The organism is Bradyrhizobium sp. T-1 (assembly GCF_053592855.1).
Map to the genome: position 1 here is coordinate 6562914 of NZ_CM132115.1, position 24813 is coordinate 6587726.

Below are 24813 nucleotides of genomic sequence, written 5' to 3' on the forward strand. Positions count from 1 at the left end.
TACGCATTATGGTAGTGACCGTATGAGCAAAGCAAGACCAGCCGAGAGTGCCACATGAATATCACCCATTGGTTAGCCATCATCTTCGCGGTTGCCGGCCTGGGTACCGCTGTTGCCGCTGCCTTCTATTGGTTGAAGGCAAGCCGTATCCCAATCCAAACCCCCGCGGCCTCGATTTCAGATGTGCCCGAGCTGCACGTAATGAGCGGGCATGTCGCGTTTTACGAGTCCTCGCGATTGAACAGCCGTGCAGCGGTGCTAACGGGAATCGCTGCGGTTCTCAGCGCCGTAGGATCGGTCCTTGGTGTTCTCTAGGGGGGTGAGCCGATGCATTTAGGGGATGTATTTCCGAAGTCCGGGCATATTCAGGATCTCTATTGCGATGCTTGTGATGGGCATCTCGACCTGGCCTTCACAGACTTCCACGAAGATGTTTCCGGCGTCGATATCAGCATCAAAGGCCTGCCTGTCTTGCATTGCGATGCGTGCCAGAAGGACTACCTGCCGGATGATTCGCGCTTTGCAATCATCGAACATCATAGGATCGCCACGGAGAAGGGCAGCAACACGGTTCGAGTCAAGCGAAGCAAGCTGGTCAAGGAGTTCGGTTTTACGAAGGTACCGTTCCTGTATGACGCCGACGACTATTTTTACATTCCCGGCCTTTATAGGCAGTTCGACGTCGGATTTTTGACGCCGGTATTCTTCAATCGCAAAGCCTTGCTGAAATACGATGCGGACCCGGCCTATCAGGTCAAATTCGCCTCGACGACCTACGGCACGATCGATACCGAGGATCGATGATTGCCTTCGGCATCAACAAGCATGGAAAGCTTGTGATGTGGCTTGGCGACATCGCCAAGCTACCGGAGTCAGAACAGTATTACCTTCGTTCAGAGAACGTTCCTTCCGACCATTCCATCGGAAGCGAATTCTACGAGGCTCAGATCGACTGCATCTATACGCCGGCGTCTCTCGAAAACAATCTCTTTGCCTTGCGCTCTGCGTTCCTGGAGGCTTGCGCCGACAAGTTCGGAATGAAAATCGCTCATCTCGACACCGAGGTGTACGATCTTGCGCTCGGCTTTATCGGTCCTGTGATCGACACCGAGAAGGCGCGCACGCATGTCGCCGATACACTCAACAAGATTTACATCGAATCCTTCGACAACGGCGCGCTCGGCGCCATCATGACAAAAGCAGGCGTGGACCCAAAGAATTTGGGAAGCCTGAAGCGATTGCAAGCCGTACTAACGTCGATTGCCGATGACAAGGTAATCGCGACCACGCTTTCACCGTTCTATGTTCTGTATGATCTCCGGGTCGCCTATTCGCATCTCACCCCCGCCACGTCAGCTGCGGCGAAGCTGAAGCTCGTGACAGACCGGCTCGGGATCAAGGAAGGCGCAGGGCTCATGGCAATATACGGGGCACTGATGGCGGCCATGACCACGGCGTTCGAAAAGCTAATCGATATCGTCAAGACATCAACGACGGCATCTCATGGCTGACGGTCGCGATCATTTCCAGAAAATCTCTAACGGGCCACTCCGAGTCTAGAAAAGGCGGCGGATTCGTTCCTGAAGTGTCTGGGCGGCATCGAGCTGGAGCGACACAGCGTAGGCCACGAGATCAAGCAACGCTTGGCGCGCCGCCTCATCCTTCCCCAGCTCGGCAGCATGCTCCGAGACCAAGACATCAAGAAATGACATGAAGGCGTTTGACGTGCGCTCCCGATACCATTTACCGGCATCTGGGCGGGCCTTCATCGCCTCTGCAATCCAGCGCAGGCCTTCCAAACGAAGTTGGCGCCCAGCGGACGTGGCAAGGAAGCCGCAGAATCCGGCGAGATTATCTTCATCGCCGACGAGGCGCCGCTTCGACCAGCCCTCATAACAGTCACGTATTGCAAGCAGAAGGCCAGCGGCGTTCTTCGGCTTGCCAAGACTATCCGTCGCACCAAAACCGAGCGCGTGCCGCTCGATCTGCTGGGCATGGAACCACAGGCCGCGCTTGGCCCAGGCATCGTTCAGAACTACGGCCTCAATCATCGGCCGCCAGCGCTTTGCGAATTCTGCAACATCCGTAGTATCCGTCAGTTGCGAGAACCAAATCGTGAAAAAGCGGGCAAGCGCGTAATGCCCCTTGGGCCCAAGCGCAAAGACTGGCTGCCACAGCCCGAGCGCAGCCTCTGCTGAACTCTCAAGAGACAATCGAGCCAGCTCATCAACAATGTCGTAGCCAAATTGCTGCATCGGCTGATAGTCGTCTCTCTCATCCTCCCCGCTGCCTTGTTGCCACCACGCTTGATGGGCCCATAGTGCTGAAACGAGACGCCGGTGCGCCGCCAAGTCGTGCGCAGGAATAACGGGATCAGCCGGGTCACGGAACAGCCAGCCAAACATCAATCCGAGAAAGTGCGTTTCAAGACTGCCGGTAAGGCGCCGTCCTTCCTCCTTCACGAAATGCCGACCATCGCTTGCATAGCGTCGTCGCCACCGTATTACTTCGAGCCGTTCGACTCTGCGCGCCACTGCCAGCGGATCGATGATCGAAGCGGAAGCATCCCCGCCGGAGAGGCGCTGCGTCCGAAGCCGGCGCCTCCACTTTTTCCAACGGATGCCAGCGCGCTCGTCATCGCCGTAACGAGGCGCAAGCATCTTAAGTCCCGACCACAGCAAGGCAACGTAGAGAAGCTGCCACCATCGCGCGCCGAGCAGATCGCGCTTCTCGTATCCTGCCCATGCGATGGCGCGCACAGCCACGTCATCGCCCCCGGTCAGCACGCGTAACAGCCGAACGTCGTTCTCCGCCGATGACTCCCCGATCCAATGCTCGAAGGCATAATAGGCCACGAATTCGAGATGGCTCGGTGCGGTAAGGAAATGCGGACCGCGTCCGTCGCGATCGTCAGCCACTTCGGTCAATGCTGCATCGACGACGGATTGGGCTTCTTGCGCAAGATCAGCGTGTTCGGCCAACCAAGATTTCGCGCGCAGCAGAAGCACAACCGCAGACGCGACTAATGGAGCCCGCTTCATATCTTCCGGAAGATCGATCTCCTCAGCGCCATTGAGCGCCGACATAAGCGTCGCCACGGCGCTAGCCTCTTGAGCTGTCAGTTGATGGGCGCTTGTGAGCACCCTACGGCATCGTTCCGGAAACTGGATCGCCTGGTTGGCTCGCGCGTTAGCCTGCCCAAATGACGCAATCGCGGCCGCGACGTCCTTGGGATACGAGAACTGTACGTCGGGCTTGCCGGTCGCAGGGTTGGGTTCAACCGTGTAGTTCCGTTGGTCAAGCTCGGCGACCAATATCCTGAATTCCAGAGATTCCTTCTCCGGTTCCGGTTCTGGCGGCACCCATTGGCCGGTCGCCGCGAGGACGAACTCGGCCAGGCCTTGATCAGAGACGATCATCTCCGACACCACGGCCCGCAACTTCTTCTGCCGGTACGGCGCCAAAGCCAACGCCTTTGCCATCTCGAAAACGAGTTCGCCGCTTCGTACCCATGCCATGGCGTTGAAGCCGGCGTTCATTTTGGCGCGATGAAGGTCCCATTCGTACATCTTTTGCAGACCCAGCAACGGACGCAACGGTCCCTTGAAAAGCTCGGGCTGGTGCTTGCCTACACTTACCAGGACGCCGAGAACCGCCACCGACGATGTTGCACGAAGAATCGATTCGAGGCGGGCTGTGATGTCTTGCCCCGCATCGACAAGGTCGCAAAGCCAACGCTCCAAAGCAGCCAGTGCACTGTGGAGCTGCCCGATGAAGTTTGAATCCTCGGCGGACCAAGCAAAGACCCAATAGTTGCCAAAATAAGAATGCTCGCTGCCGTCATTCAAACGGAGCGTGATGGCACGAGGCGTTGTCCCATCAGGTCGCGTCGCTGCCTGCACCCACCGCTGGGTACAGAAATCGGTCAACTGGCAAAGAAAACCGAGAGCGGCATCGGGATTGATCTGCAAGAAAGCGTAGAAAGGGCTTTTCCAAGGTGCGGTCGGATAGCTCTCATTGTCGAACTCGACCCCAAGTTCGCGGTCCGTATCCCCGCGGCTTCCGTATTCGCGGGCTGGTTCATCTTCAACGATACAGGCCAGCAGCACCTCACCGGCGACAGCAGGTACGGTGCGCATGAGCGCTTGGAAGCCGACCGATTTCAAGACCGCTTCACGAAACCGCCCTTCAACACGTCCCTGTGCTCCGAGCGGCCACGGCGGAAGCTTCTCCCTATAGGAACCGATGGACAGCGGAATACTTTCGCGCCGCTCGTGCCGCTTACGATATTCCGGGTCGCTAGCAAGCCGTTCCTTATGGGCTTGGGCCTGCTCAAGGCGGTACAAACGCACTTGTTCACGAATATCGGGGCGAATAGGCCGTCGCCGCGCCATTTCAAGCACCCATTCCGATACCTCGGCTGGCAGATCGGGAGCGCCGGCAAAGGTCGCTTGATAGATCTGTTGTTCGCCGTCTCCTAAAACGGGGATGCCTTTGGCATGAATAAGCTGCGACTCACGCGCACTAGCCAAAGCGATCGCCGCGAATTCTTTACGATAGGGAATTGGCACGCCATTGGCGAACATGGTCGGCATGTTAGTTAGCCAGCGCTCGCACAACCGTGCAACGGCAGGCGAGGTCATTTTGGCTATGCGGCTTTGGTGCTTCGTCAAGAACCGTGCCATAGCAGGCCATCGTCCTGGGATCGGCCTTCGCATCCGCGCCTCAAGGTAGAGGCTAAGATCACGAAACTGATTCAGCATCTCAGCGCTGACGCCGGGAACCGTTGCGATATGCTCGAAGCGGTTCACGAGACGTAACAAGCGTCCGCCCCCATTTGCTAGGAGCATATCTGCGCGCTCGTCCAGGAACGCTTCCGCATTTGGATCAAGGAAGAGCGCATCGAGCAGCACGTCGTCGGCCAGCGGCACGGCTTCGCGGTTCTTCTCGGCTTCCTCGAAGGCCACATCCCATGCTGCGCGCGATCCTACTGGCTGGCGCAGAAGGAGCTGACCCAACATGCGCAGAGCGCCGTGCCAAAAAGGATTGCCCGCAAAAGGGGTCCATTGCGCCGCGTCGCCAGCAATTTCCTTGAGCCGCTGAAACCGCGCCCAATCTGCCGCGAGATCGTGCTTAAATTGAATGCGCCCACTCGCATCGTGTCGACGTAACGGACAGGCATCTGGCAAGGTATCGAGCACCGCCACGTTGCCGCTCTCGAGCGTGCTAATGGCAAAGCTGTGCTCGAACGCTGCCTCGCGCATGGCAAGCTGGATCAGAAGCCGGTGAACGCTTGGCTTCTTGCCGGTCCAGTGAGCCCACAGCCGATCCGCAATGGCCGTAAGCGAAAGCGTGCCACCGCCATCCTTGAAGCTTGCGGCGGCCTGCACTACCCAAGCCAACGTGCGAAGGTTGGCAAGCGCTAGAACCGCGTCGTCGTGTGTCGCGAGCCATTGTAGCTCTTTCACAGAACGCAAAACCCGCCTTACTGTGGCATCAGGCAGCGCTTTCACTTCATGGTTCTTCGGCGTCGCGCCGGTCGCCAATGCCTGGATTGTGCCACCAATCCATGCCTCGGTTTGGCCGACAATGAGCACCCGCCACGTCGCTTTGGCGTCCGGGGCATTCTTGCCCACTAATGCCGCGATCAGGGCCTTGGCCTTGCGTGCGCCAGTTTCACTGATGTGCTCGGCGGCATCGATCACGAGAAAATTTTCGGCGCACGCGGTCGCATGAAGTATCTCCACAAGCGGGTGTGTGAGCCCCATACCTGCTCGCGTTGCTTCGCTCAAAGCGGTTTGGAGCGTATCAGGACCAAACCATACCTGCTCGGCATCCGGGAAACGCTCATTGAGCATCGCCTTGACGAGAGCCGATTTGCCAACACCCGACTCTCCGAACACAACGCATTCGGCTCCGGTCCCCATTGTGGCGACGGCCTCATTGATCTCGTCTCCACGGTCAATCGCTATCCCCGATGGCAGTGATGTCTCGACCATCGTGTGATAGTCCACCGTCAATGCACGGAGCCGCGCCCAAGAACCGCTGTGCTCGGGGTGATCCTTGAGGGCGAAGGCGACACGAAGCTGTCGCCAAACCTCGGACAAATTCAGCGTTCCACCGCCTAGCCGCGTTTTTGTGGCCAGTGCGACCAGCGCATCCCAGAGCTTCTTGCCCTCAGTTAAACTCCCGCTGACGAGCAGTGTGCGTGCCTGGCGAACAGCGCTTGCCTCGTCCTTTGAAAGAGCGATGTGAAAGTCCAGGGGAACGACGTCAATCGTGCGAGTCATCGCGATAACATCGCTATCGCTCACTGTCATGCCCGCATCTATGGCCGGCTTCTTTACGCTGTCGAAAACTGCCCGATGCTTTCCCGTTGCGCGCATCCTTCCGACCGCCAACGCATCATCCGCCCCTTCAGCCGCATTCTTGAGGTCGCTCCACGTCGCCATAAAGGCGTTGTTTTGCTGCCGCGTCACCAGCACCAAACGATCCTTGCCCCGTCGCATCGGATTTGGATCGGGTTTGCCCCATTGCGCCCAGCAGCGTCCGACGAAATCAGCCGGCAAAGCCGACGCTGTAACCTGCTCGTTACCTTTGCATGAGATTGCAAGTTGCCGCTGATCGTCCTGCGATACTCGCGTGGTCAGCAAGATGTCGTCGATCGTCCAAAGCAGCGCCTCGACCTGCATCTGGAGCCGCTCAGCGGTACCCTCGACAGCAGGCAGTTGCTCTCCCGTAAGGGCTTTCAGAAGCAGCCAACCCGCGACTCTATCCTCAAAGTCAAAGCCCGGCCCAGCCGTCGACCGCGTCGTGCTCGGTCGCGACGATCGCTTTTTGGCTTGCTTCACAGGCCGCTTCTTCGAGGCCTTGGCTGCTTTTGGTACCGGCTTTCTGGTCACGAGCAATGAGCTTGAAAAATGATTCGCTTAGTTTGCGCGCAACTGTACCGCTCAACAATGCGCCTTGGACAACCTTAGCATTGTTCTTGCTTTGTTCATCGCATGCAGGCTAGTTTGGCAGCAGGGCTACCCACGATTCCTCCCGTGGCGGATATTGCTCTTTCTGGAATTCAATGACCGGGATCGCCGATGCCGAAGAGCTGTGGAAGCGTAGCCGCTCCGGCGCCCGCGCTGGCCGCGGCTTCCGTTTTCAGGATGCCGCCGCAGCCGCTGCGGCGGTCCTATGCTGGGCCGGACGCATTCAGGGCAACGCGGTGGTGCCCGAAGGCTTCGATGATTTCGTAATCGAGTCCAGCGACGGCGAACTCTATGTCCAGACCAAATCAAAGGCGAGCGAAGATCGACAATTCTCAACCGCCGACATCGCTGACGTTCTGGCGAAGCCGCCACCCACGTTTTTCGAGGCCGAGCCCGGCAAGGCAACCAGGGCCGTCCTGATCGACAGGAGATTCGGCGGCCAATCCTTCGAGGATTGGAGTTGCCGAATTGCGGGTGCCCCAGTGCTGTCCGCAGGGATTCAGCCACTAATCGCCGCGAACTTGGCCGATACAGCCAAGGTGATCCATATTTTATCCCACAGCACATTCATTACGTGGATCTCGCCTGTAGACCTGGCCGCACGCGCCATTGCCGAAAAGAAGGACGTGCCGCTGGCTGCGGCTAGAAGCTGCGTGCACAGCCTCATCGCCCTGATGGGAAATAAAGCCGACATCAACGCATCGTCGACCACGACGTTTGAGAAGCGCGCCGGGGTGACGGTCGGCGAGGTCGAGAAAGAAATCGACAGTGTCTTGTCGCTCATCGACTGGAACGCTATCGAGCCCGCGTTTCGTAGCGGCGTCGCTCAACACATTGATTTCGGAACCCCCACGCCTGAGTCTGCTTACTATCTCGGCGTATCAACCCAAGCAGGCCACGTTGCCGCGGGTCTTACATTCCCTCGTAACGCCGTTGTCGACGAGGTCATAGATTCCATCTTCAGCAGTCGGCGCGTACTGATCACGGGGCCGTCCGGCACCGGGAAAAGCGCCGTCGCTTTGATGGCTGCATTCGAGACACGCCATGCATTTCGATGGATACAACTCCGTGGATCGACAGCGCACATTCATGAAAGCTTGCGGCGGAGCCTGATGGCGCAAGCGCCGAGCGTATTCAGCCCGATCGTTCTTTTTCTGGACGATGCGGGCGGGAGTAGCGCTCCGCCGTGGAAATCTGCGGTCGATATCAGTTTGGACATGCCGCACGTGTTCGTCGTGGTCACTGCCCGCGAGGAAAATCTTGCCGTCCTGCCGGGCATCGAACATTTCACCAAAATCCGCCCGGAACTCGACGACGCGTTCGCCGAGAAGATGTGGCGCCAGCTCAAGGAGGAGAACGCGACAAGCTGGCTGTCATGGCGGGAGCCGCTTGAGCAATCGCAGGGTTTGTTGCTCGAATTTGCGCATATCCTGACCCAAGGCCGGCGGCTGCATGAAGTGGTTTCCGATCAAGTGCGGCAACGGCTCAATGAGAAGCGTGATAGCGAGTTCGAGGTGTTGCGGCTCACGAGCGCCGCAGCTTCACTTGGAGCCAGTGTCAGCACAAAGCTGATTGCGGATCATCTAAAGCTCACACCGGCCGAATGTGCGCGCGCCCTGCAGCGCTTGATTGACGAACATCTCATTCGCCGTACCGGCGAGAACGATATCCTTGGCTTGCATGAGCTTCGATCCCAATGCATCCTTGAATCGTGCCTTGCCCTGGTACCGGGAAGTGTCGCCGACGCGCGCCGGGAAGCGCTGTCCGTGGTTAGTGCGGGAGGGCTTCGCATCCTGACGGCCGCGGCCATGCGGTTGGGCCAGCTCACGGAGGCTGAAATCGTCTCGGCTGCCGTAACAAGGTTGCAGGCCAATCGTGAGCCGCCTGTTCTTATCGGCGCCCTTGAGGGACTTAAGCTGTGCGCGCTCGATCGAGATGCCGACATATTCAAGAGAATTACCGACAAGCATGGGATCGGCGCTCGCTTTTATTTCCTGATCACCATCGTGATGACGATGACTGATGAGAAGTATGAAGGGGGCGTGCTGCGAAAACTCGCCGAGGTGCGAGACGAGTTCCAAGCCAATCGAGGTAAGGATTTCCGCAACGATCTTCTTTCGGCAGTCGATGATACCCTATTTCAAGGCATCCTTGCCCGTATCGATTCCTATGATTTGACATTTGCGTTGTTGCGCTCTCTGGCGGGCCTGGAACTCGGTAGCAAGCTCGCCCCACTCCGCGTCCTATCGGAAACGCTGGAGAACGTCGATCTTTCTGAGGCCGCTGCGGCGCTTATGATTGCCGAAGATCTCTCGATAGACCTTGTGCAATTGATGGTCGCCGACCTTGGCGGCAGTGAAGCGTTAGTTGACAGGCTGTGGCGAACCACGCCGTGGGCGATCCGGCCCTTATTGCGTGAGGCCCAGGATGGTGTTCTGGAGCTGGAGGCCGATCTTCTCGCCGTCGACGGTGAATTAGCTCAAAAGCCAGACTCCGTCGTGTTCGAATACGCCTCCCGCATATTGGCGCTGTGTCCAGACGCCAAGCGCATTACATCGCGTCCCGTACAGATCACGGGGCTTCCAGTCACAATCAACGGTTTCTCGAACGGCGTGAAGAGCTTTCCTCGCCGAAACAGTTCGAGCCAAGCAACTATTACATGGAACCGCCTACTCCTCTATGCCGCAGCACTACGATACGAGGCTGGCTCGACAACGGATGTCATGCAGCGTCTCAAAGACTGTGTGGTTATTGCTGCCGATCAATTGGCTTTTCATGCTGATCAAAGATGCCGAGGAAAGCAACTTACATCTCGCAAGGAGAACGAGCTAAGGGCCCTTGATGCGCTCCAGGACATTTTCCCGCGTCTTCCGGTCGACAAGCCCGAAATTGCCCTTAGTTTGAATCTTAATCCGGAGCTATCCGATCCCACGAGCGAGCTTGTCCGCGATATCGCATCGGCGTGCCGGCGCATGTATGACGCGGCCATCGATAGTCATCTCGTTGCGTCCGACATGGAATCCCTCGCAAAGGTCGTGAATAAAAGCCGCGAAGATAGTCGTTGGTCTTACGTTGACGGCGCACCGGACGACGCTCTCGCTCGGATTGAAGCCACCGCGGAGAAGCTTCGCGTCGTGTTCAGTGCCATGAGCAAACAGGGCGGCATTCCGTCGTCTTTGGTAACGATGCCCTCTCATCAAATGTGGGCGAAGGGTACGGGACTTATCAAAGCCTTCGAGAGGACACAGGCGCAACGTATGCGCAAGTTTTCAGAGATTAGGGATCGGCTTAACCGGGTGATGTCCACCGAGAATATGTCTGTGCATACCACGGTCGATGCCTCGTCGACGACCAAGCACGCGTGGCCGGATTGCGACGTCGTTATATTGGTCGAATGCAAGTCCTATCTCGGGTTTCTGGAGTGGCTCGCGCCGCGCGTAGCCAGCCTTCAGGCGGAGAGCCTAGGCTTGAATTCTCTAATGCTTGCGCCGCTAATAAAGAACATAGCGATCATTTCTTGCGCGGTGCAGGTGATATCATCCATCGGCGCGCTGCCCACTTTGGAATTCGAATCACGATGGTGCGGAAAGCTCGACGTTGCCTGTTTCAAGGGTGCTGCGCTACAGGCATTCGAAGATGTGTTCGGCAATATGTTGTCCGCCTACGCAACCATGGAGCTATTGGCCGGAAGGGAGCTCCATGAGGCGGAAAGCGGCTATGTCCAGCGTGCCGCTCAAACGTCGGAGAGGGCGTTTGAACGGTTTCGATCGATGGTTTCGAACGAGTCTTCCGATACCAGTGCGCTGAGCGTAGGGCTTCTTGCTGAGTTGAACTCTAAGTTTTCCGCCAAGGATAAGCCGGCCGATGCAAAGCCGGCCGTCGATATCGCACGGCAACTCCTGACTGGTCTTGCAGATGGACAACAACCGACCAGCCCGACGGAAGTGCAAACCGCTATCCTCGTGGTCCGCATGGCACTGCTTGAACGTGATATGAACGATCTGCCTGATGATGCTTAACGATGCTGGATATTGGCACACGCGGAACGCTGAAACGCAGACCGCGTCACCGGTGGTTTGAGATAGCAATGCCGACGATGGAGTCCGCGTCGGGCGCTCCGGGCAGATGGCCGGTGTGTTCGAGAATAAGCCGTCCGATCGAGCGCTTCACGTGCACAAAGAGCGTGTGCATCTGGTTATGGTTGAATGTCAACGGCTTTCCCGGCTGAACCAGATCGGTCATGACCTTGAGCTTGGCGTGTTCTTGGGCAGTAACGACGCCGCCATTATGGATGATCGCCTTGCGTAGAGTACGCAGGTCGCCCATCTCATCGAGCTTCAGTTCATTGGAGGCAATACCCCGGATCTCCGCGATGCGAGGCCGCGTCTCTTCATCCCACGTCGCAAAGATGAAGACCACAATCGCCCAGCAGACCTGCTGCTCGTTGAAGCCGGCCTCGGAATTGACATTGACGAATTCATCCGCCCGGATGATGCGATGATGAAGCACGTCGGGGCTGCTGGGATCCTCGACGCTTACCCAGGTGATGACAGGCTGTCCGTCGACAATGCGGCGACTGCTCGGCCGTTGTACCCGCGGCATCTGTCGTTCGATTCGTACCTTGTTTCCCTCAAATCCGGACAGGCAATCGCAATAGACGCCGACCTGCCGGTTCACGAAATCCATGAACTCGCGCAGGACGTCCAGTTCAGCCTTTATCTTCCCGTGGTCCATCACCTCACACTATCAGCAACGCGAAATCCCCGCGATCAATAACAGCTTTCTAAGGATCGCCCGGATAGGCGCCTTCTTCAGAGTATTTCCCCCGTGTCCGCATCGATCTTGCGTCGTTGCAATTGATCGTCAAAGATCAGGATATCGTCGTCCCCCAGCCCACTCAGGATCATCTCAACGATGCGCTCCGAAGTGACGCTTATTTCGGTCTTCTGCACGTCCATTTCGTAAGTTGTCGTGACGAAGTCGAACGGGATGAGCGGGCCATCCCTGACTTGGAGTTGCCAGCCATCGGAGAGCGTTATCACCTCGAAGCGACCCGAAGGCAGTCGCTTGGCGGGGCTGGCGTTGACCGCGTCAGACATGAACGACGTAAATTGATGACGTTCACTTCCACGGATAAGAAATACCGGGTGCGCAACATGAATTCCGCCGATGATACCAGCGCGCGCGCATTCCGCTGAGAAGAGATCCTTGCTCGTCTGGTTCATATTCATCGTCATGCTGTGGTTCTTTGCCGTCTGGATAAAGAGGTTGACGACGATCTTCTGAATGAATCCGTCCGTGTCACTGGCTTCGGCCTGCCGCAATATGGCGAGCTTGATGTTTTTCGCTTTGGCGTATTTCTGGGCGTCGCGGGTGTAGCCCGTACAGGTGATGATGATCGCTTCGTTCGCGTTGGTGTCCTCCACGACAGATCGGAAGTTTCGGACAACATCGAGGCCGACCTTATCGCCTGATACGTCAAAATCCTTGCACTCGATAATGACGCGCCATGTGCTCCCATTCTTCTCAATCGAAACGTCGATCTGGTGGGGGACATCCGAATCCCCCGTGAGCTTCAGATCGTGAATGACCGTGTTTTTGTCTTCGAGGCTTTTGAACACCATGGCGGCCAGCATTTCGTATCGCGTACCAGCTTTCGTGCTCAGGATCGCGTGATAACGATCGTGCATTTCGTCGTACTTTGAACGCTGTGTCATTGATACCTCTCAGGGACATCATAACCTGTGCACCACTCTGGCAAAGGTGTTTCAGCCGATCTGTCGGGGGTTGGTGCTAGCCCCTGCAGACCCCGTCGAAGCCGATCCGCCCTTCCGGGTCCTGCTTTGCCTGAAAGATTGCGATGTCCGGATTGAGCGCCTTGGCGGTAGCGACAATCTCCTGCTTGTCGGCATCCGTCATCGCGGCGCCGAGATAAAGCTCGGTGATCTCCTCGGGATGGAAAGGCTGGGTGCGGTAGTCCTCCTCGCCTTCGCCGAGCGGGATCGCGAGCCTATATTCATTCTCGAACTTGTACGCGTTGGTTTTGGCGTAAATGATCCCTTCCAGCACCGTGCGCGCCCTTTCGGTCTGATTGCCGAACAGTGACTCCGCAGCGAAGTCGGCCACCTTTGCGAAGATCGGAGGCCGCTTTTCCTGATAGATCACCGGTGCGAACTTCAGGTACTTCGAATCTTTCTCAACGCTCGGCGTGATCCGCAAGGCGATGCCTTGATGATCTTGGGCATACTCCTTCCACATGCGTTCCGAGGCCTTGTCGGTCGTCACGCAGAACACGCGATAGTTCTGCATGAACGCATTCGTCTCTTTCACGAATGCTTCAGACCGCGTCTTCCAAGCCTCAACGCCAAGCCCGGCCTTCTCTGGATCTTTCTTCAGCCCCGCAGCAACAATCGGAGCGAGTTCTGGCTTGGCTCGAAACGTCATTTGCATTGTCACCACCGCCGGCCGCTGCTTCGGAGCGCAAGTCGGAGGCGCGTAGAGGTTCGCCATGATGGCATCGACGAAACCGTCCGGCATGGTTGCCAGCGCTTTCTCCAGCTTGTCCGGGAACAGGCTCTGCGTCGTCATATCTTCAAGATCGTCGTACTCAGACGGCTTGGCGAACTTGAAGCACTTATTGCCCAGCGTCAGCTTGGCGCCTTGAACGTTGAGATACTTATAGAGCGGCGGCAACGACATCGGTCACCCGCGGGGCTAATGCGATAATTCAATCCGGGAAATCTGCCATCCTTCCGGTGGTTCTGGAAGAGTGTCACAGCCGCAAATTGATCGATCCGATCGCCTGAATTTCACGGGGCATCCGGCTTCGCCGGAAACGGGCTTTATTCGCTTCGCTCACCGAGCCGCCCTCGGCGTCTCGGCCCTTCGGGTAACGATCGCCGTGCCCAAGGATCATGCGCGCAGACGCGCGCTCGAGGTTTACTAAATTACACCCCAAGCTAACCGTATGCCGCACGCGCCCTCTGCTCCCCTTTTTGCGCTCGTTCTCGTCTGCTCCCTTGTCTACGCCGAGTTCGACGAGGATGACTGTACATGAGGAAGGACGCGATGCGGGGCGCCATGACCTTTTGAATTTGGAGGCGCTATGGAGGCCGCGCGCTCCAGACGGGACTATTCTTTGGTTGTATCGATAAAGGGTCACACCTTACAAGGCTTCGGAGCCAGATACCGTCGACCATGAAGCTTCCTCATCTGCGCATCTGGCGGCCTTTCCGGGGCTGTACGGTTCTGCTAGATCAACTGTAAGATGCGCTACGAGTCCCGACCCAGGTCGTATTCTCGCAGCAATAATAGAAATTCACCTATGACCGCCGCGGGCGGCTAAGGAGGCGATCTTCTTTTTCCTCTTTACTGAGCCACCGCCCGAATTTCCGACACGACGTCTTTACGCTAGGCTTTCTCGTGTCGACATGCTCAGCACCGGTTCTGCCGCGCGGGGATCGTTCGAATTTGACTGCGTCGACGCGGATTACGCCGATGGTGTCGATGGAGCGATTGAGGGCGCCTTCAACGAAGGCGTAACGAAGCCCTTCGCGATCATTCGCATCGTAACTACGCCCCATCGCTTCGAGAAGGTTGCCGGCGCTCCGGGCCTTCCAGGCAATTGGTTCGCGTTAGACATTGACAAGACAGGATCGGCTCCATCGATACCGACCTGGCACGCGCAACTTCAACCGAATGGCTTTCCTGCCCATTCCCGCGGCGTCACGACTAACATTACCTATCTCGGATCGGATCGGGACGGAGGCCCCACTGGCCCTATACCGCGAAGCGTTGGCGCGGCGGTCACCAAGCAGGCTACCGTCCCTATCGTCGTCATTACAGCTTGCGCGCTTCCCTCGTCCCCAAATGCCAAACAAACCATCGCAAGCGTTCTCGGCTCTGTGACAGGGGTCACAACCCTGCGCGTTAGGGACGTGGGCCAGGCAAGCTTTTCATCCTTGTGCGACAAGGACGGTAAAGCGGTGCTCCACTATGATGTTGGCTTTCCAATTCATTCAATGGACATACCTCTCCTAACGATTTCGACCTCGATAAAACAGAGAAACCGCCCGTAGTTCTGTCGCATTGGGACTGGGACCACCTTCATGCCGCATTCGTCCGCCCGCACCTGATGGACTGTGTTTGGATTGTACCAGATCAGAAACTTGGCCCAGGCGCTGCACGGCTCGCGCGCATTCTGGCAGCAAAAGGCAGGCTGTTGGTCCACCCGACCGGAACCTTGACGGCTTTTCCGAACGGCGAAGTCGCTCACGCCAGCGGACCTCGGGCAAGCCTCAATGACGCGGGGCTGACAGTTCGGGTGACGCTCGCGAGCGGCCACTCGGCTCTCCTCACTGGGGACGTTGATTACAGCTTTCTCGCCCATCCCAGCATTGGGTCACTGAACCATCTTGTCGCCACCCACCACGGCGCTAGGTTTGCTTCGGGCCGGGCAGCAATACCGATTCCTGTGCGGGAGGCGAGCACACTTTTGCTCTCCTATGGAAAGCGCAACGTGTATCGGCACCCGCACCCAGACGCAGTGAAGTTACATACTCGCGCGGGCTGGGTGAACCAAATATCGACGGCGCGCAACGGTACGCTGTCGCGCGGTGATCGAGAGGTCGACTAGCTGCTATGCTCGAGGTCGATGATTACAATATCGCTTCCCGCCGTGAAGGGCGCAGGGGGATAGTTCTTGAGCAACGCAAGAGCAGAACAACTTCTCACCAAGGCAGGCATTTCTTTCGAACGAGAACCCACGTGGATCAAGGAGGGACAAAAGCCCGACTTTTATTGCAAGGGAAAACCGCCTTTCTGGTGCGAGGTGAAGACTCTGGAAAGGCCTGATGATTCCGAGAAGCTCAGCAGGGCGTTTCACGATCTTAGAAACCGCACCGCCAACATCGAGCAAACCGGACAGGGCATTGCCTACATCCATCACGATTTTTCCCAGCGCGACGCCAAAAACGTCGTGCAACTTCTGAAGCGCGGATTGAAGCGGTTTGAGGACGGCAACGCCCCGGATGTAATCGTCGCGCTCGTCCCACGGAATCCCAATCGAAAGCAGTTTGTTCGATTTTCTGTCGCAACAAAAAACCACGGCACTGCCGAATTTCACAGCTGCGTATCGCGAACGGGGACCTACGGAAGTCCAGATGGCATCTACGCCAATCCGTTCGAACAGCAGGTGACGCAACACTTCTCATCCGAAACGGAGCGCACCGCCTTAGCTGGTGCATTCCTGCACCCGAATGAGACATTTCTCGTAGCCATCGTCGTTTGGAGGCATTCGGATCGATTCTCTCTGATCTCGGCCGCGTCAGCTTTACCGGCAAAGCGGCTGAAGAATCCCCAACGAATTCGCGAAGTGCTGAGCGACGCGAACGATCAGTTCAAGATCGGTACGAAATACAAGGATGTGCCGTGCCTCCTGACGATCTTCCACGACGGGCTAGACGTCCCGGATGAAACGATCATCAAGAGTGCGCTCTACGGGAATCTGAAGTTCGTTTTCCCCAAGGGACATCCCGAAAAGGGAAAGTTGATTTTCGACAAGGATGGTGGCTGGACACCCGAGAAAAACAGAACAACCAGCGCGGTCCTTTATGTCCGAAATGACGGCCAGCCACTTCTCGTTCACAACTACTGGGCGCGCAAGCCATTCCCGACCGGCCTCTTTGAATGCAAAGAGGTGTCCCTGCTGCGGAACGGGACATTTCAAGAGACCGACATTGTCAAGCGCCCGATCTCACCATCAATTCTAACACGGATCGCAGGCTTTCTCGGAAAGCTATGGAGGGAGAAATTGAAGCATTAGGCCATAGCCCGCGAAAGCTCTCTCCTTCCCGCGTAGGCTCTTTATGCAGAGACCCTATCTCTCCAACGATAGTCGACCGCGGCACTAGGCGAACGGAGGCGCTGCTAGAATATCTTGACCCTGCACGATGATGTGGCACCAGCGCCTCGCTCGCGTGACGGCATTGTAGAGCAGCCGCCGCTTATGTTCCGCATCGCCACCCACCTGGTAAGGCCACAAGACCACAACACCGTCAAACTCGCGGTTCTTGGCCTGCTGTACAGTCAGGGCTGTGAAGAGGTGCGCGGTGTTACCACCATGCTGCCGGCGTAAAGCCACGCTCCGCGCGATCGCGGTCTCGATCTCCACGCGAGCGAATTCTACCCGTCCTAAAGCATGTATTTGGTTGCCGACCCACGCGATGGCTGCACGCACAGCGCCCGATGACGGCAACTGACGCAAAGCCGCGAGCGTCGCGGTTCCCGAAGCCGCCGCAGCGAGATCAAGGGCTGAGGTTATAGCCTGCGTTTCGTCGCGATCGGTGCCCTCCCAATGGATCGAATACGGGCCGCTGTGCTGTTTCCCGCAGGGCCCCTGACCAACGCGAGCCACGACTGATTGCGCATATCCTCCCTGGAGAGCGGGTGTAATTACCGCAACGTCGCCCCCGCCAGGGCGCCAGCGTATAGCGTTTGCCAGCATCGTTGCGGCCAGCGGAACACTGACACCCGGGGGTTTGATCCGAAATCCCTGCCCGTCCACCGGCGGTTGCCCATTGCGGATGGCCGCCCCCGCAGCCAGGAGGCTGGCGACATTGGTACGACGCATTTGAGCCAGCGTTTCCGGTTCGGCCGCAACTTGTAGCCAGGCAACCAACGGGTTGGGCCGCAACGTCTGATCCAGGCATTGAAACTCGTCAGCTGCGATGAGCGTGTGCGTTGCCGCCGATAGCGCGACCAGCATGCGCAGCCGTTGAGGCCTGAGATCCTGTCCTTCGTCGACCAAGACGACTGGAAAGCTCGTCGCGGTCCAACTGCGCACCTGGGGCTGCTCAAGGAGCATCCCAGCAGCGTCACAAACCGCATCGAACTCCCCCTGACCTCTTGTAGGAATTCCGAGTGCGCCTGCCAAGCCACGCCAGCGCCGATAAACCCTCCATGCAAAGCCATCAATCGTGCAGCATTCAACCCGACTCGCGAGCCCCGGCACGGTGCGAAGCCGATCGGTCAACCGGCGCCGCGCTCCATGCATGAAAGTCAAAGCGAGGACACGTTGCCCCTCGACTAAGGGATGCGCGGCAAGGGACTCGGCGAGCATTTCCATGAGCCGATACGTTTTCCCGCACCCCGCGGCGCCCTCCACTGCCCGTACTGTCACGGCTGAAACACTTTGACGCTCGGACTGGCTGCATCGGCAGCGAAAAGCGGGCTATCATCGCCCTTTACGACATCGGTGATAGCATTGAGCAGCGATCGAACTCGCGTGCAGCACGCTTCGTTGGCGCCGATCGCGCCCGCGATGATCTCGTACGAGGATGTATCCTTCTTAAGTCCCTGCGCGGCCCTGTTCTCGCTCTTCAGGCGCGCGACCAACTCAGCAACAGTTGCCGGCGGATGATCAAGATGCATCGCCGCGAGACAAGGATTCGCGTCTGCCTCAACGATCCAGCCTACGATATCCTCCAGCATCTGTCCGTTGGACCACCGAAGGATGACACCAGAGTTCGGAGTACCAGCAGCGAAGAGATCGGCGGCGTAACCGACACCCTCCGCATCACCATCCACCATCGCAATCACTCGAGGATGCAGCGCCGCAAGCGCCTCGACCGTCTTGACTACTGATCCATCATGCGTCGGGATAACACCGACGAAGGAGTCAAACCGGCATTCATCCGCCGTAGCCCAAGTCTGATGAAGATCGACCGCGCGCACGAGCAACCCCAGCCACTCGTAGTCGGTCCGACCTTCCGGGACCAAAACGCACTCGTGCATGACGGCAGCGATTGTCTCGACGCGATTGACCTGGAACAACTTGCGCACGCTGTTCGGCGTCGCGGCCGGCAATGTCGACGTCAGCAAGGGGACAGAGGTGAGCATCCCATTGTCATTGCGCAAGACCGCTACTCCCTTCGGGTCCGCAAGCGCGGCCACCATCGGCGAGTGCGTCGAAACGAACGTCTGTCGCGACAACGCCTGGATGCGGTGGACAAGACGGCGCTGCAACGGCGGCGGCACGTGAAGCTCTGGCTCCTCAAGCGCCATCCAGAATCCTTCATGCGCCTCGGCACGCATGCGCCCAAACTGCAGAAGCAGCAGGAGATGCTGGAGCGACAGCAGGCCGCTTCCGTGCCGCCTTGCCGGCAAGGGAAGATTCCCTTCGTGGGCGTAATGCGATACGACGGACTCCAGGAGCCCGTCGCTGTCTGTTGCCGTTACTCTCAGATGAAGAGTTGGTTTGGTCCGAAAAAAGCCGCGTAGTTCCTGATTTAAACGATCAACGATCGGCGCGAGGCGCTCATCCTGCTCGAGGCTCGCATGCGGCGCCCGCAACCTATCGCGCTCGCTGAGAACGGACTCGGAAGGTTGGCCGTCGCCGGCGGCGATCACCCTGCGGAAAAGCTCCGAGCCGAAGGACACCGTCCGATCCCAGGTTCTTGCTGCCGGCACAAGGAAGAAACCAATTTCGCGAATAAGCCGCGCAGGGAAAGCGGTAGCGCTCTCGTCCGAAAACACGTCGCCGACCGCATCGTCATCGTGAAAGTACCGAAGCGTCTCGACTTCGAGGGACGGCCGGTGAAACCGGGCCACGAAGGCAACTTGGCAGGCGAGTTTCCAGGCTGGATCTGCTCGAGTGGGCATCACTGCGCCGTCGACCGGGCTCCACCACTTGACAATTCCACGGTCGTCGCGAAACCAGTCCATGTGCTGCGCCGGATCGTCGTCCTCGAAGCCAATAACTGTGGCCACCAGGCGAATACGATCGGCAGGTTGTGGGTTGCTGCCGAAGAAGTCATGCTCCGTGAGCTGGCGGATCATCCTGTCTCGACCGAACAAGAGCGCCAGAGCCTCAATAACAGTCGTTTTCCCGCAGTTGTTCGACCCCACGAGCACGGCGTGCGGCGAAAAGCGCACCACGCCTTTCCGGATACCGCGGAAATTCTCAATCTCTAATTTCGCGATCTGCACGACGCCCCCTAGTCGTTTGGGTCAGTATCCACCTCTGCGATCAACTCTTCCGCAAGCTCAGAAAGCCATGGCGAGACATCATCGATCTGCACCGCGCTGGAGTAAGCCTTGTAGTAGTCGCCAACCGTTCGAAACCTTTCTCCGAGGCGGTTCGCGAACATTTTCTGCAGCTTGCCATTCCTGCTCAGCACGCTCGAAATTGCGCGGCCGCCTCGTAAAAACCCGATCGCATGCTCCGTCCCAAGCAGATAAAGGTGCTTGCGCTTTGTAGTTGGATGCTCTGCGAGTAGAAGATAATCCTTGAAGACCGAATTCTGACGGATCGTTTCCGAACCGCCGCGCCATCGGATGAACTTGAACTCGGCAACCCGAACGTTGGTCTCAAGATCGAAGTCGCGCCCGGTGTTGCCGGCGCCGAGCGACACATATTCGACCCGCTCACCTGGCTGGAGAATGTGCGGCAGGCACAAGAGAATACCGAGAGCGTGAATCGTGACATGGATTTGGCCGGCGAGCCGCTTCATCGCCGCGGCGGCCGCAAGGACGTCGCGGCCCGCCCCTGCATCGTCGAGAAAACTCGCGCAGTCGGCCGCCGTGACACCGCGAACCGCACCTTCGATACGCGACAGCGTTTGGGTCAGGTCAGGGCCGGTGAACCGTCCGACCAGCTTGACGATCTCAGCCGGGTCCGCTGTCAAGCTGCTAACCCCAGTTGCTGGTGCATCAATTCTGTGAGCTCATTATCAAGCTCCGCGTCGACGTAGACGTCACACCGAGGGGCAACCCCTGCCTTGACATCGATCACCAGGTGAAGGCCGACCAAATAGCCATAGGCTCCAGCTTGCTCCGTCATGCCCTTGAGCTTCCAGATGTCACCCTCATAGTCCTTGTTCGTCGACTTCTTGACCTCGACGACCAGCAAGTTCTCTCTCCTTCCAACCCGATGCACGATCAGATCGGGCACGATGGCGTCCTTGCCGATCAATTCATCCTCGCTGAGACCGTATCGAAGGCGCTTGACGACATCCTCCCGGCGATTCCATTCGAGATCGATCGACCAACCAGCATACTGACCGTGCAGGAGATCCCGAATTCGAGCGACAAGCGCGCGCTCAGCTGGATCGGCGTAAGCAAGATCCTTATCCTGGAGCAGCGCCCGCACTGCGGTAGCGAATACTGAAAGTATTGCTTGCAAATCATCCCTGATAACGCTCACTTATCATGAAACATCTAAATAAAATCGGGGCTTGTGAGCATCGAAAACCAGTTGCACCAGCACTGAAACGCCGCAGCGCGCCTCCACATTGGCGGGAACCGTAAACATGGAGTGCTTTCGCATCGACGAAAGCGGATATACGGGGTTCGACCTCCTGAACACCGACCAGCGTTTCCAGGGCGCTTCAGCGATTGCCATCAGCGACGAAGATGCCGCTTGCCTCATCAAAGAACATTTCCCCCGACTCCAGGCGCCGGAGCTTAAGTATCGTTCGCTATCGCGTCGCCCCGCCAATCACGAGCGCCTACTTTCGCTGCAACGCGACCTTCTCACCCACTACAAATGCGTGACGTATGTCTGCGACAAGCGCTATCTGTTGGTGCTCATGTTCGTGGACTACGCTGTGGAGCCCTTCTACTACGAGCGGGGCATCGACTTCTACGAGAATGGGCAGAATTTCTCGATGGCGTCGTTGCTCACGATGGCCGGCCCTACGTTTCTCGGACAGTCGGCCTTCGACAACATGCTCACGGCGTTCCAACACGCCGTCAAGGACAAAACGCCGGAGGCTTTTGAGGCACTTGTTGCCGCTGCTCGCGCGACGCGCTGGCGCGAATTCCCCGAAGGCCTTGGACCACTTGCCCAGTACGCCGCGCCCGAATGCTCCTCGGCAATCGCGACGCCCGGCGTGAACACCGACGCTGCCCTCGTGGTGTTGCAGTCGCTCATCAGCCGAATGGAAGTGATGGCAGAAGGGCCCTATCGCGTCGAGCACGACCAATCGAAAAATCTGCTCACCTACCATGACCTGCTGCAGCGTTTCATCGATCACGACCAGGAAATCGAGTTTCGCCAAACCGAGATTACATCGCTCAACTTTCCGCTTAAGCTCGCAAAAGTCACACAGGTTGATTCCAAGACGAGTCCAGCTGTGCAGCTGGCCGACGTCATGATTGGCGGCGCGATAGAAGCCGCAAACAATATAGCGGGCCTACGGTCCGGTGGGCTCGATCCCGAAGCGGTATTGTCACTCTACGCCCACCACCAATTCATCCATATGGTCCCCTCCGTCGACTTCGATGAACAGCGGCGTTTCAGACAAGGCACCCAGGCTGCCGAACTGATCGACTATTTTTCGGCGAACTTCTATGGCCCACGCGAAAGCTGAAAGGGCCAGACCTGCGTCGACACGCAGAGGGGGAAAGCCTTCCCCTGCGTCCGAGCCCGTCGGTCTCGGCCAACCCCCTCTTCAAGCGAGCTGTCCCGCAACGCCCCTGTGACATCTACCTGACTTCCAGGAGGTTCGCCGCCAGTTGAGACAATCCGTGCGAGCGGGCTCGAACCGCTACCGTCAGGAGTACAACATCGTAGAAGATCGTAGTTTGGCGCACAAAACTCGTTTGCCCTTGGTAGCGGGCAAGCGACTCGAACCCTCGACCCGAACAATCTGGTTTTGGTTCTGCCGCAAGCGGTATCTTGCTGCGACGGGCAGAACAGATTGTCCGTTTTGCCCGCTCTAATATCCTATTCTACTACGAACACGTAATCGACCTGTCCCATCGGATCCACGCGCTGTATCGAATGGGGAAGATATAGAAACAAGGGAAAAGCCAAACAGAAACCTGGCCGTGTCCGCCCACACAAACAACGTCGCACGAGACCCATTTTGTTCTCGGCGACAATCCCGCGAAGGTACTGGGAAATAAGGATTTTCTTTTGGTGGGCGCACCAGGGCTCGAACCTGGGACCCGCTGATTAAGAGTCCGGAGGCAGTCCGATTTGTACTCCGGAACCGCCGATTGCCGCACCAGCTTAGGGGCAGTCCTTCGCGAGGGGCAGATTTCGCCTACACCTTGGACCTAACGGCCGAGCCAAAGGCCTCGAGAATTCATGAGTACGGCGTCCAAGACATGCCGAAACGTAAGATCGACAAGCTCGCCCGCGCAAAAGCACGGCCCGATCCGACCCAATGGGGAGAGGACGAAGTGATGACCCTTGTCGAGGCTGCTGCAGTATTTTTTCCGCACGGTCCGTTGACATTATCCTCGTTGCGCAGGGCGGCGACCGCAGGGACTCTTGAAATCGCCAAAGTGGCAGGCAAAGATTTGACGACACCTCGCGCAATCCGCAAGTTAGTGAAGCCGTCATGCCGGGCCGCAAAGCCAAGCCGCCACGACTCTGGTTTAGAGAGGACGATGAAACCTGGATCATCCTCGACCGCGGCCGGCAAATCCGCACAGGCTGCAGCCGCGACAACATTGACGGAGCTGCGAAGGCGCTCGAAACCTACATCGGCGGGCGGCATACCAGCACGATCGGAGCGACCGACCCTAGCGTCCTCGCAATAGCCGACGTTCTCACAGCCTATGAGATATCAAAGCGACCCAAGGATAAGAGCGACGAACGCGCGTGGGCGCAGCACGACCTGCTGCTCATTCGCCTGCTCGATCTCAACAATTTCTTTGGCGACAAAACCGTCAGCGAGCTTAAAGCCCAGCTCTGTCGTGACTTTGTCGACTGGTCTACCGGCAGCACGAACGACAATAATAGGAAAGCCGGCATTGAGCCGCGCTGCGGGACTGTCTCTGATCAAACCGCACGACGCCGGCTTGAAGATTTGCGAGCTGCGGTGAATGCCTACCACGCCGAGCACACGCTCAGCGTCATTCCGAAGATCACTCTTCCTCCGAAGGCGGACGGACGACACCGCTGGCTGACGCGCACTGAGGCGGCGCGCCTGCTTGGTGCAGCAATCGGTTACGTATGGGACACCGAGCAGTCGACATGGAAGCGCAGGGAAGATGGCACACTCGTGCGCAGGGAACGATGGATCATTCGTCGTCGCTATCCTGCGGCGCGCTTCTGCCTGGTTGGCATCTATAGCGCTCGTCGCGAAGAAACGATCCGGCGCACCCAGTGGCTGCCAACAACGACCCATCCGTGGATGAACCTGGAAGCGATGGTCTACCAGGGGAAAGGGGCGCTGGAGCGTTCAACCAAGAAGCGGCGGCCGCCGGCAAAGATCGCCAGCCGTCTGCGCCCCCACCTGGTTCGTTGGCGCAGGATTGACCATGTTCGGTCGGCAGAACTCCGCGCCACTGGGGTCATGAGGGAAGGTGAGCAAATCCGGTTCGTCGTGAACCGCATACACGACGGCCAGCCCCTTGCCGGCAAGATAAGATCAGCTTGGGAAGGCATTCTGGAGGATGCGGGGCTCGGTGATGACGTGGTCCGGCATTCACTACGCCATACCGCCGCAACTTGGCTGATGCAGGCAGGCGTGGACATGTGGGAAGCCGCCGGCTGGCTCGGAATGACGGTTGAGCAATTGGAGGCCAATTATGGCCATCACCACCCGGACTTCCAGGAAGAGGCGGCGGAAGCGTTTGGGGGAAGGCGCTGAGCGGGACGCTTATTCGCCGCGAGCTATTCGCGCCTTGAGGTCGGCCAAAATCAGCTCGTAAGTCCGGAGGGAGGACTTGTGGTGCTTGATCATGTCCTGGGGTGACATCGCGCCCAGGGGCCGTTTCCCTCGCGCTCCCCGATAAGCATTTTTCCCGCTTCGAGCGGTTCAAGATCGTCGCGGATCTGCCCTGCCTGCTCTTCGACGTCCTTGGCGTACGCCTCAAG

General features: G+C 58.0%; 16 protein-coding genes. 7 read left to right on the forward strand and 9 right to left on the reverse strand.

Going from position 1 to position 24813, the window contains the following annotated elements; genetic code table 11:
- The first annotated feature begins 54 nt into the window (after positions 1-54).
- Genes ACWAT4_RS31500 through ACWAT4_RS31510 form a run of 3 tightly spaced genes read left to right on the forward strand, consistent with a single transcriptional unit; the run spans position 55 to position 1511 of the window.
- On the forward strand, positions 55-315 hold the full coding sequence (locus tag ACWAT4_RS31500) for a hypothetical protein (RefSeq protein WP_449728930.1): 261 nt from the start codon (positions 55-57) through the stop codon (positions 313-315).
- Positions 316-327: 12 nt separating this feature from the next.
- Positions 328-804: a YgiT-type zinc finger protein gene (locus ACWAT4_RS31505; RefSeq protein WP_449728931.1), complete on the forward strand. Its 477-nt coding sequence runs from the start codon at positions 328-330 to the stop codon at positions 802-804.
- Positions 801-1511: a hypothetical protein gene (locus ACWAT4_RS31510; RefSeq protein WP_449728932.1), complete on the forward strand. Its 711-nt coding sequence runs from the start codon at positions 801-803 to the stop codon at positions 1509-1511. The genes ACWAT4_RS31505 and ACWAT4_RS31510 overlap by 4 nt, the downstream gene beginning before the upstream one ends.
- Positions 1512-1556: 45 nt before the next feature.
- On the opposite strand, the gene ACWAT4_RS31515 is transcribed toward ACWAT4_RS31510, so the two are convergent.
- Positions 1557-6692 carry a hypothetical protein gene (locus tag ACWAT4_RS31515; protein ID WP_449728933.1) on the reverse strand — a complete coding sequence of 1712 codons (5136 nt, stop codon included), beginning with the start codon at positions 6690-6692 and terminating at the stop codon, positions 1557-1559.
- 91 nt (positions 6693-6783) lie between these two features.
- Positions 6784-6957 (reverse strand): hypothetical protein, encoded by a 174-nt coding sequence (locus tag ACWAT4_RS31520; RefSeq protein WP_449728934.1) that lies wholly within the window; start codon positions 6955-6957, stop codon positions 6784-6786.
- A 118-nt stretch (positions 6958-7075) separates the two neighbouring features.
- Between ACWAT4_RS31520 and ACWAT4_RS31525 the strand changes: the two genes are divergently transcribed.
- A complete protein-coding gene (locus ACWAT4_RS31525) occupies positions 7076-10999 on the forward strand; it encodes a hypothetical protein (protein WP_449728935.1) in 3924 nt (1307 codons plus the stop codon).
- Positions 11000-11045: 46 nt separating this feature from the next.
- Here the strand turns inward: ACWAT4_RS31525 and ACWAT4_RS31530 are convergent, their stop codons facing one another.
- The 3 genes from ACWAT4_RS31530 to ACWAT4_RS31540 form a co-directional block, all read right to left on the reverse strand.
- Entirely contained in the window at positions 11046-11714 is a 669-nt protein-coding gene (locus ACWAT4_RS31530) for a hypothetical protein (RefSeq protein ID WP_449728936.1), read from the reverse strand.
- A gap of 77 nt (positions 11715-11791) precedes the next feature.
- Positions 11792-12697 (reverse strand): restriction endonuclease, encoded by a 906-nt coding sequence (locus ACWAT4_RS31535; RefSeq protein WP_449728937.1) that lies wholly within the window; start codon positions 12695-12697, stop codon positions 11792-11794.
- Between the two features lie 76 nt (positions 12698-12773).
- On the reverse strand, positions 12774-13679 hold the full coding sequence (locus ACWAT4_RS31540; protein WP_449728938.1) for a DUF2971 domain-containing protein: 906 nt from the start codon (positions 13677-13679) through the stop codon (positions 12774-12776).
- 2002 nt (positions 13680-15681) lie between these two features.
- On the opposite strand from ACWAT4_RS31540, the gene ACWAT4_RS31545 reads away from it, so the two are divergent.
- Positions 15682-16803 carry a hypothetical protein gene (locus ACWAT4_RS31545; protein ID WP_449728939.1) on the forward strand — a complete coding sequence of 374 codons (1122 nt, stop codon included), beginning with the start codon at positions 15682-15684 and terminating at the stop codon, positions 16801-16803.
- Between the two features lie 84 nt (positions 16804-16887).
- Here ACWAT4_RS31545 and ACWAT4_RS31550 read toward each other — a convergent pair whose 3' ends face one another.
- The 4 genes from ACWAT4_RS31550 to ACWAT4_RS31565 form a co-directional block, all read right to left on the reverse strand.
- Positions 16888-18105, reverse strand: coding sequence for an ATP-dependent helicase (locus ACWAT4_RS31550; RefSeq protein WP_449728940.1), 1218 nt, complete (start codon positions 18103-18105; stop codon positions 16888-16890).
- 50 nt (positions 18106-18155) lie between these two features.
- Positions 18156-19967, reverse strand: a complete 1812-nt coding sequence (locus tag ACWAT4_RS31555; RefSeq protein WP_449728941.1) for an ATP-dependent nuclease — start codon at positions 19965-19967, stop codon at positions 18156-18158.
- 8 nt (positions 19968-19975) lie between these two features.
- Positions 19976-20491, reverse strand: a complete 516-nt coding sequence (locus tag ACWAT4_RS31560) for a hypothetical protein (RefSeq protein ID WP_449728942.1) — start codon at positions 20489-20491, stop codon at positions 19976-19978.
- A gap of 170 nt (positions 20492-20661) precedes the next feature.
- Complete coding sequence (locus ACWAT4_RS31565) at positions 20662-21183, reverse strand: hypothetical protein (RefSeq protein ID WP_449728943.1); 522 nt, start codon at positions 21181-21183, stop codon at positions 20662-20664.
- A gap of 106 nt (positions 21184-21289) precedes the next feature.
- Between ACWAT4_RS31565 and ACWAT4_RS31570 the strand changes: the two genes are divergently transcribed.
- The gene (locus ACWAT4_RS31570; RefSeq protein ID WP_449728944.1) at positions 21290-22351 is read left to right on the forward strand and encodes a hypothetical protein; all 1062 of its coding nucleotides are present in this window, start codon (positions 21290-21292) and stop codon (positions 22349-22351) included.
- Positions 22352-23329: 978 nt separating this feature from the next.
- Positions 23330-24586, forward strand: a complete 1257-nt coding sequence (locus ACWAT4_RS31575; RefSeq protein WP_449728945.1) for a site-specific integrase — start codon at positions 23330-23332, stop codon at positions 24584-24586.
- Positions 24587-24813 lie beyond the last annotated feature (227 nt).

Excerpts from the sequence above, each read along its gene's own strand:
- ACWAT4_RS31570 (WP_449728944.1), top strand. The coding sequence starts at position 21,290 with ATGGAGTGCTTTCGCATCGACGAAAGCGGATATACGGGGTTCGACCTC.
- ACWAT4_RS31575 (WP_449728945.1), top strand. The coding sequence starts at position 23,330 with ATGCCGGGCCGCAAAGCCAAGCCGCCACGACTCTGGTTTAGAGAGGAC.
- ACWAT4_RS31515 (WP_449728933.1), bottom strand. The coding sequence starts at position 6,692 with ATGCAGGTCGAGGCGCTGCTTTGGACGATCGACGACATCTTGCTGACC.
- ACWAT4_RS31510 (WP_449728932.1), top strand. The coding sequence starts at position 801 with ATGATTGCCTTCGGCATCAACAAGCATGGAAAGCTTGTGATGTGGCTT.
- ACWAT4_RS31530 (WP_449728936.1), bottom strand. The coding sequence starts at position 11,714 with ATGGACCACGGGAAGATAAAGGCTGAACTGGACGTCCTGCGCGAGTTC.
- ACWAT4_RS31535 (WP_449728937.1), bottom strand. The coding sequence starts at position 12,697 with ATGACACAGCGTTCAAAGTACGACGAAATGCACGATCGTTATCACGCG.
- ACWAT4_RS31525 (WP_449728935.1), top strand. The coding sequence starts at position 7,076 with ATGACCGGGATCGCCGATGCCGAAGAGCTGTGGAAGCGTAGCCGCTCC.
- ACWAT4_RS31500 (WP_449728930.1), top strand. The coding sequence starts at position 55 with ATGAATATCACCCATTGGTTAGCCATCATCTTCGCGGTTGCCGGCCTG.
- ACWAT4_RS31550 (WP_449728940.1), bottom strand. The coding sequence starts at position 18,105 with ATGGAAATGCTCGCCGAGTCCCTTGCCGCGCATCCCTTAGTCGAGGGG.
- ACWAT4_RS31560 (WP_449728942.1), bottom strand. The coding sequence starts at position 20,491 with ATGAAGCGGCTCGCCGGCCAAATCCATGTCACGATTCACGCTCTCGGT.
- ACWAT4_RS31505 (WP_449728931.1), top strand. The coding sequence starts at position 328 with ATGCATTTAGGGGATGTATTTCCGAAGTCCGGGCATATTCAGGATCTC.
- ACWAT4_RS31540 (WP_449728938.1), bottom strand. The coding sequence starts at position 13,679 with ATGTCGTTGCCGCCGCTCTATAAGTATCTCAACGTTCAAGGCGCCAAG.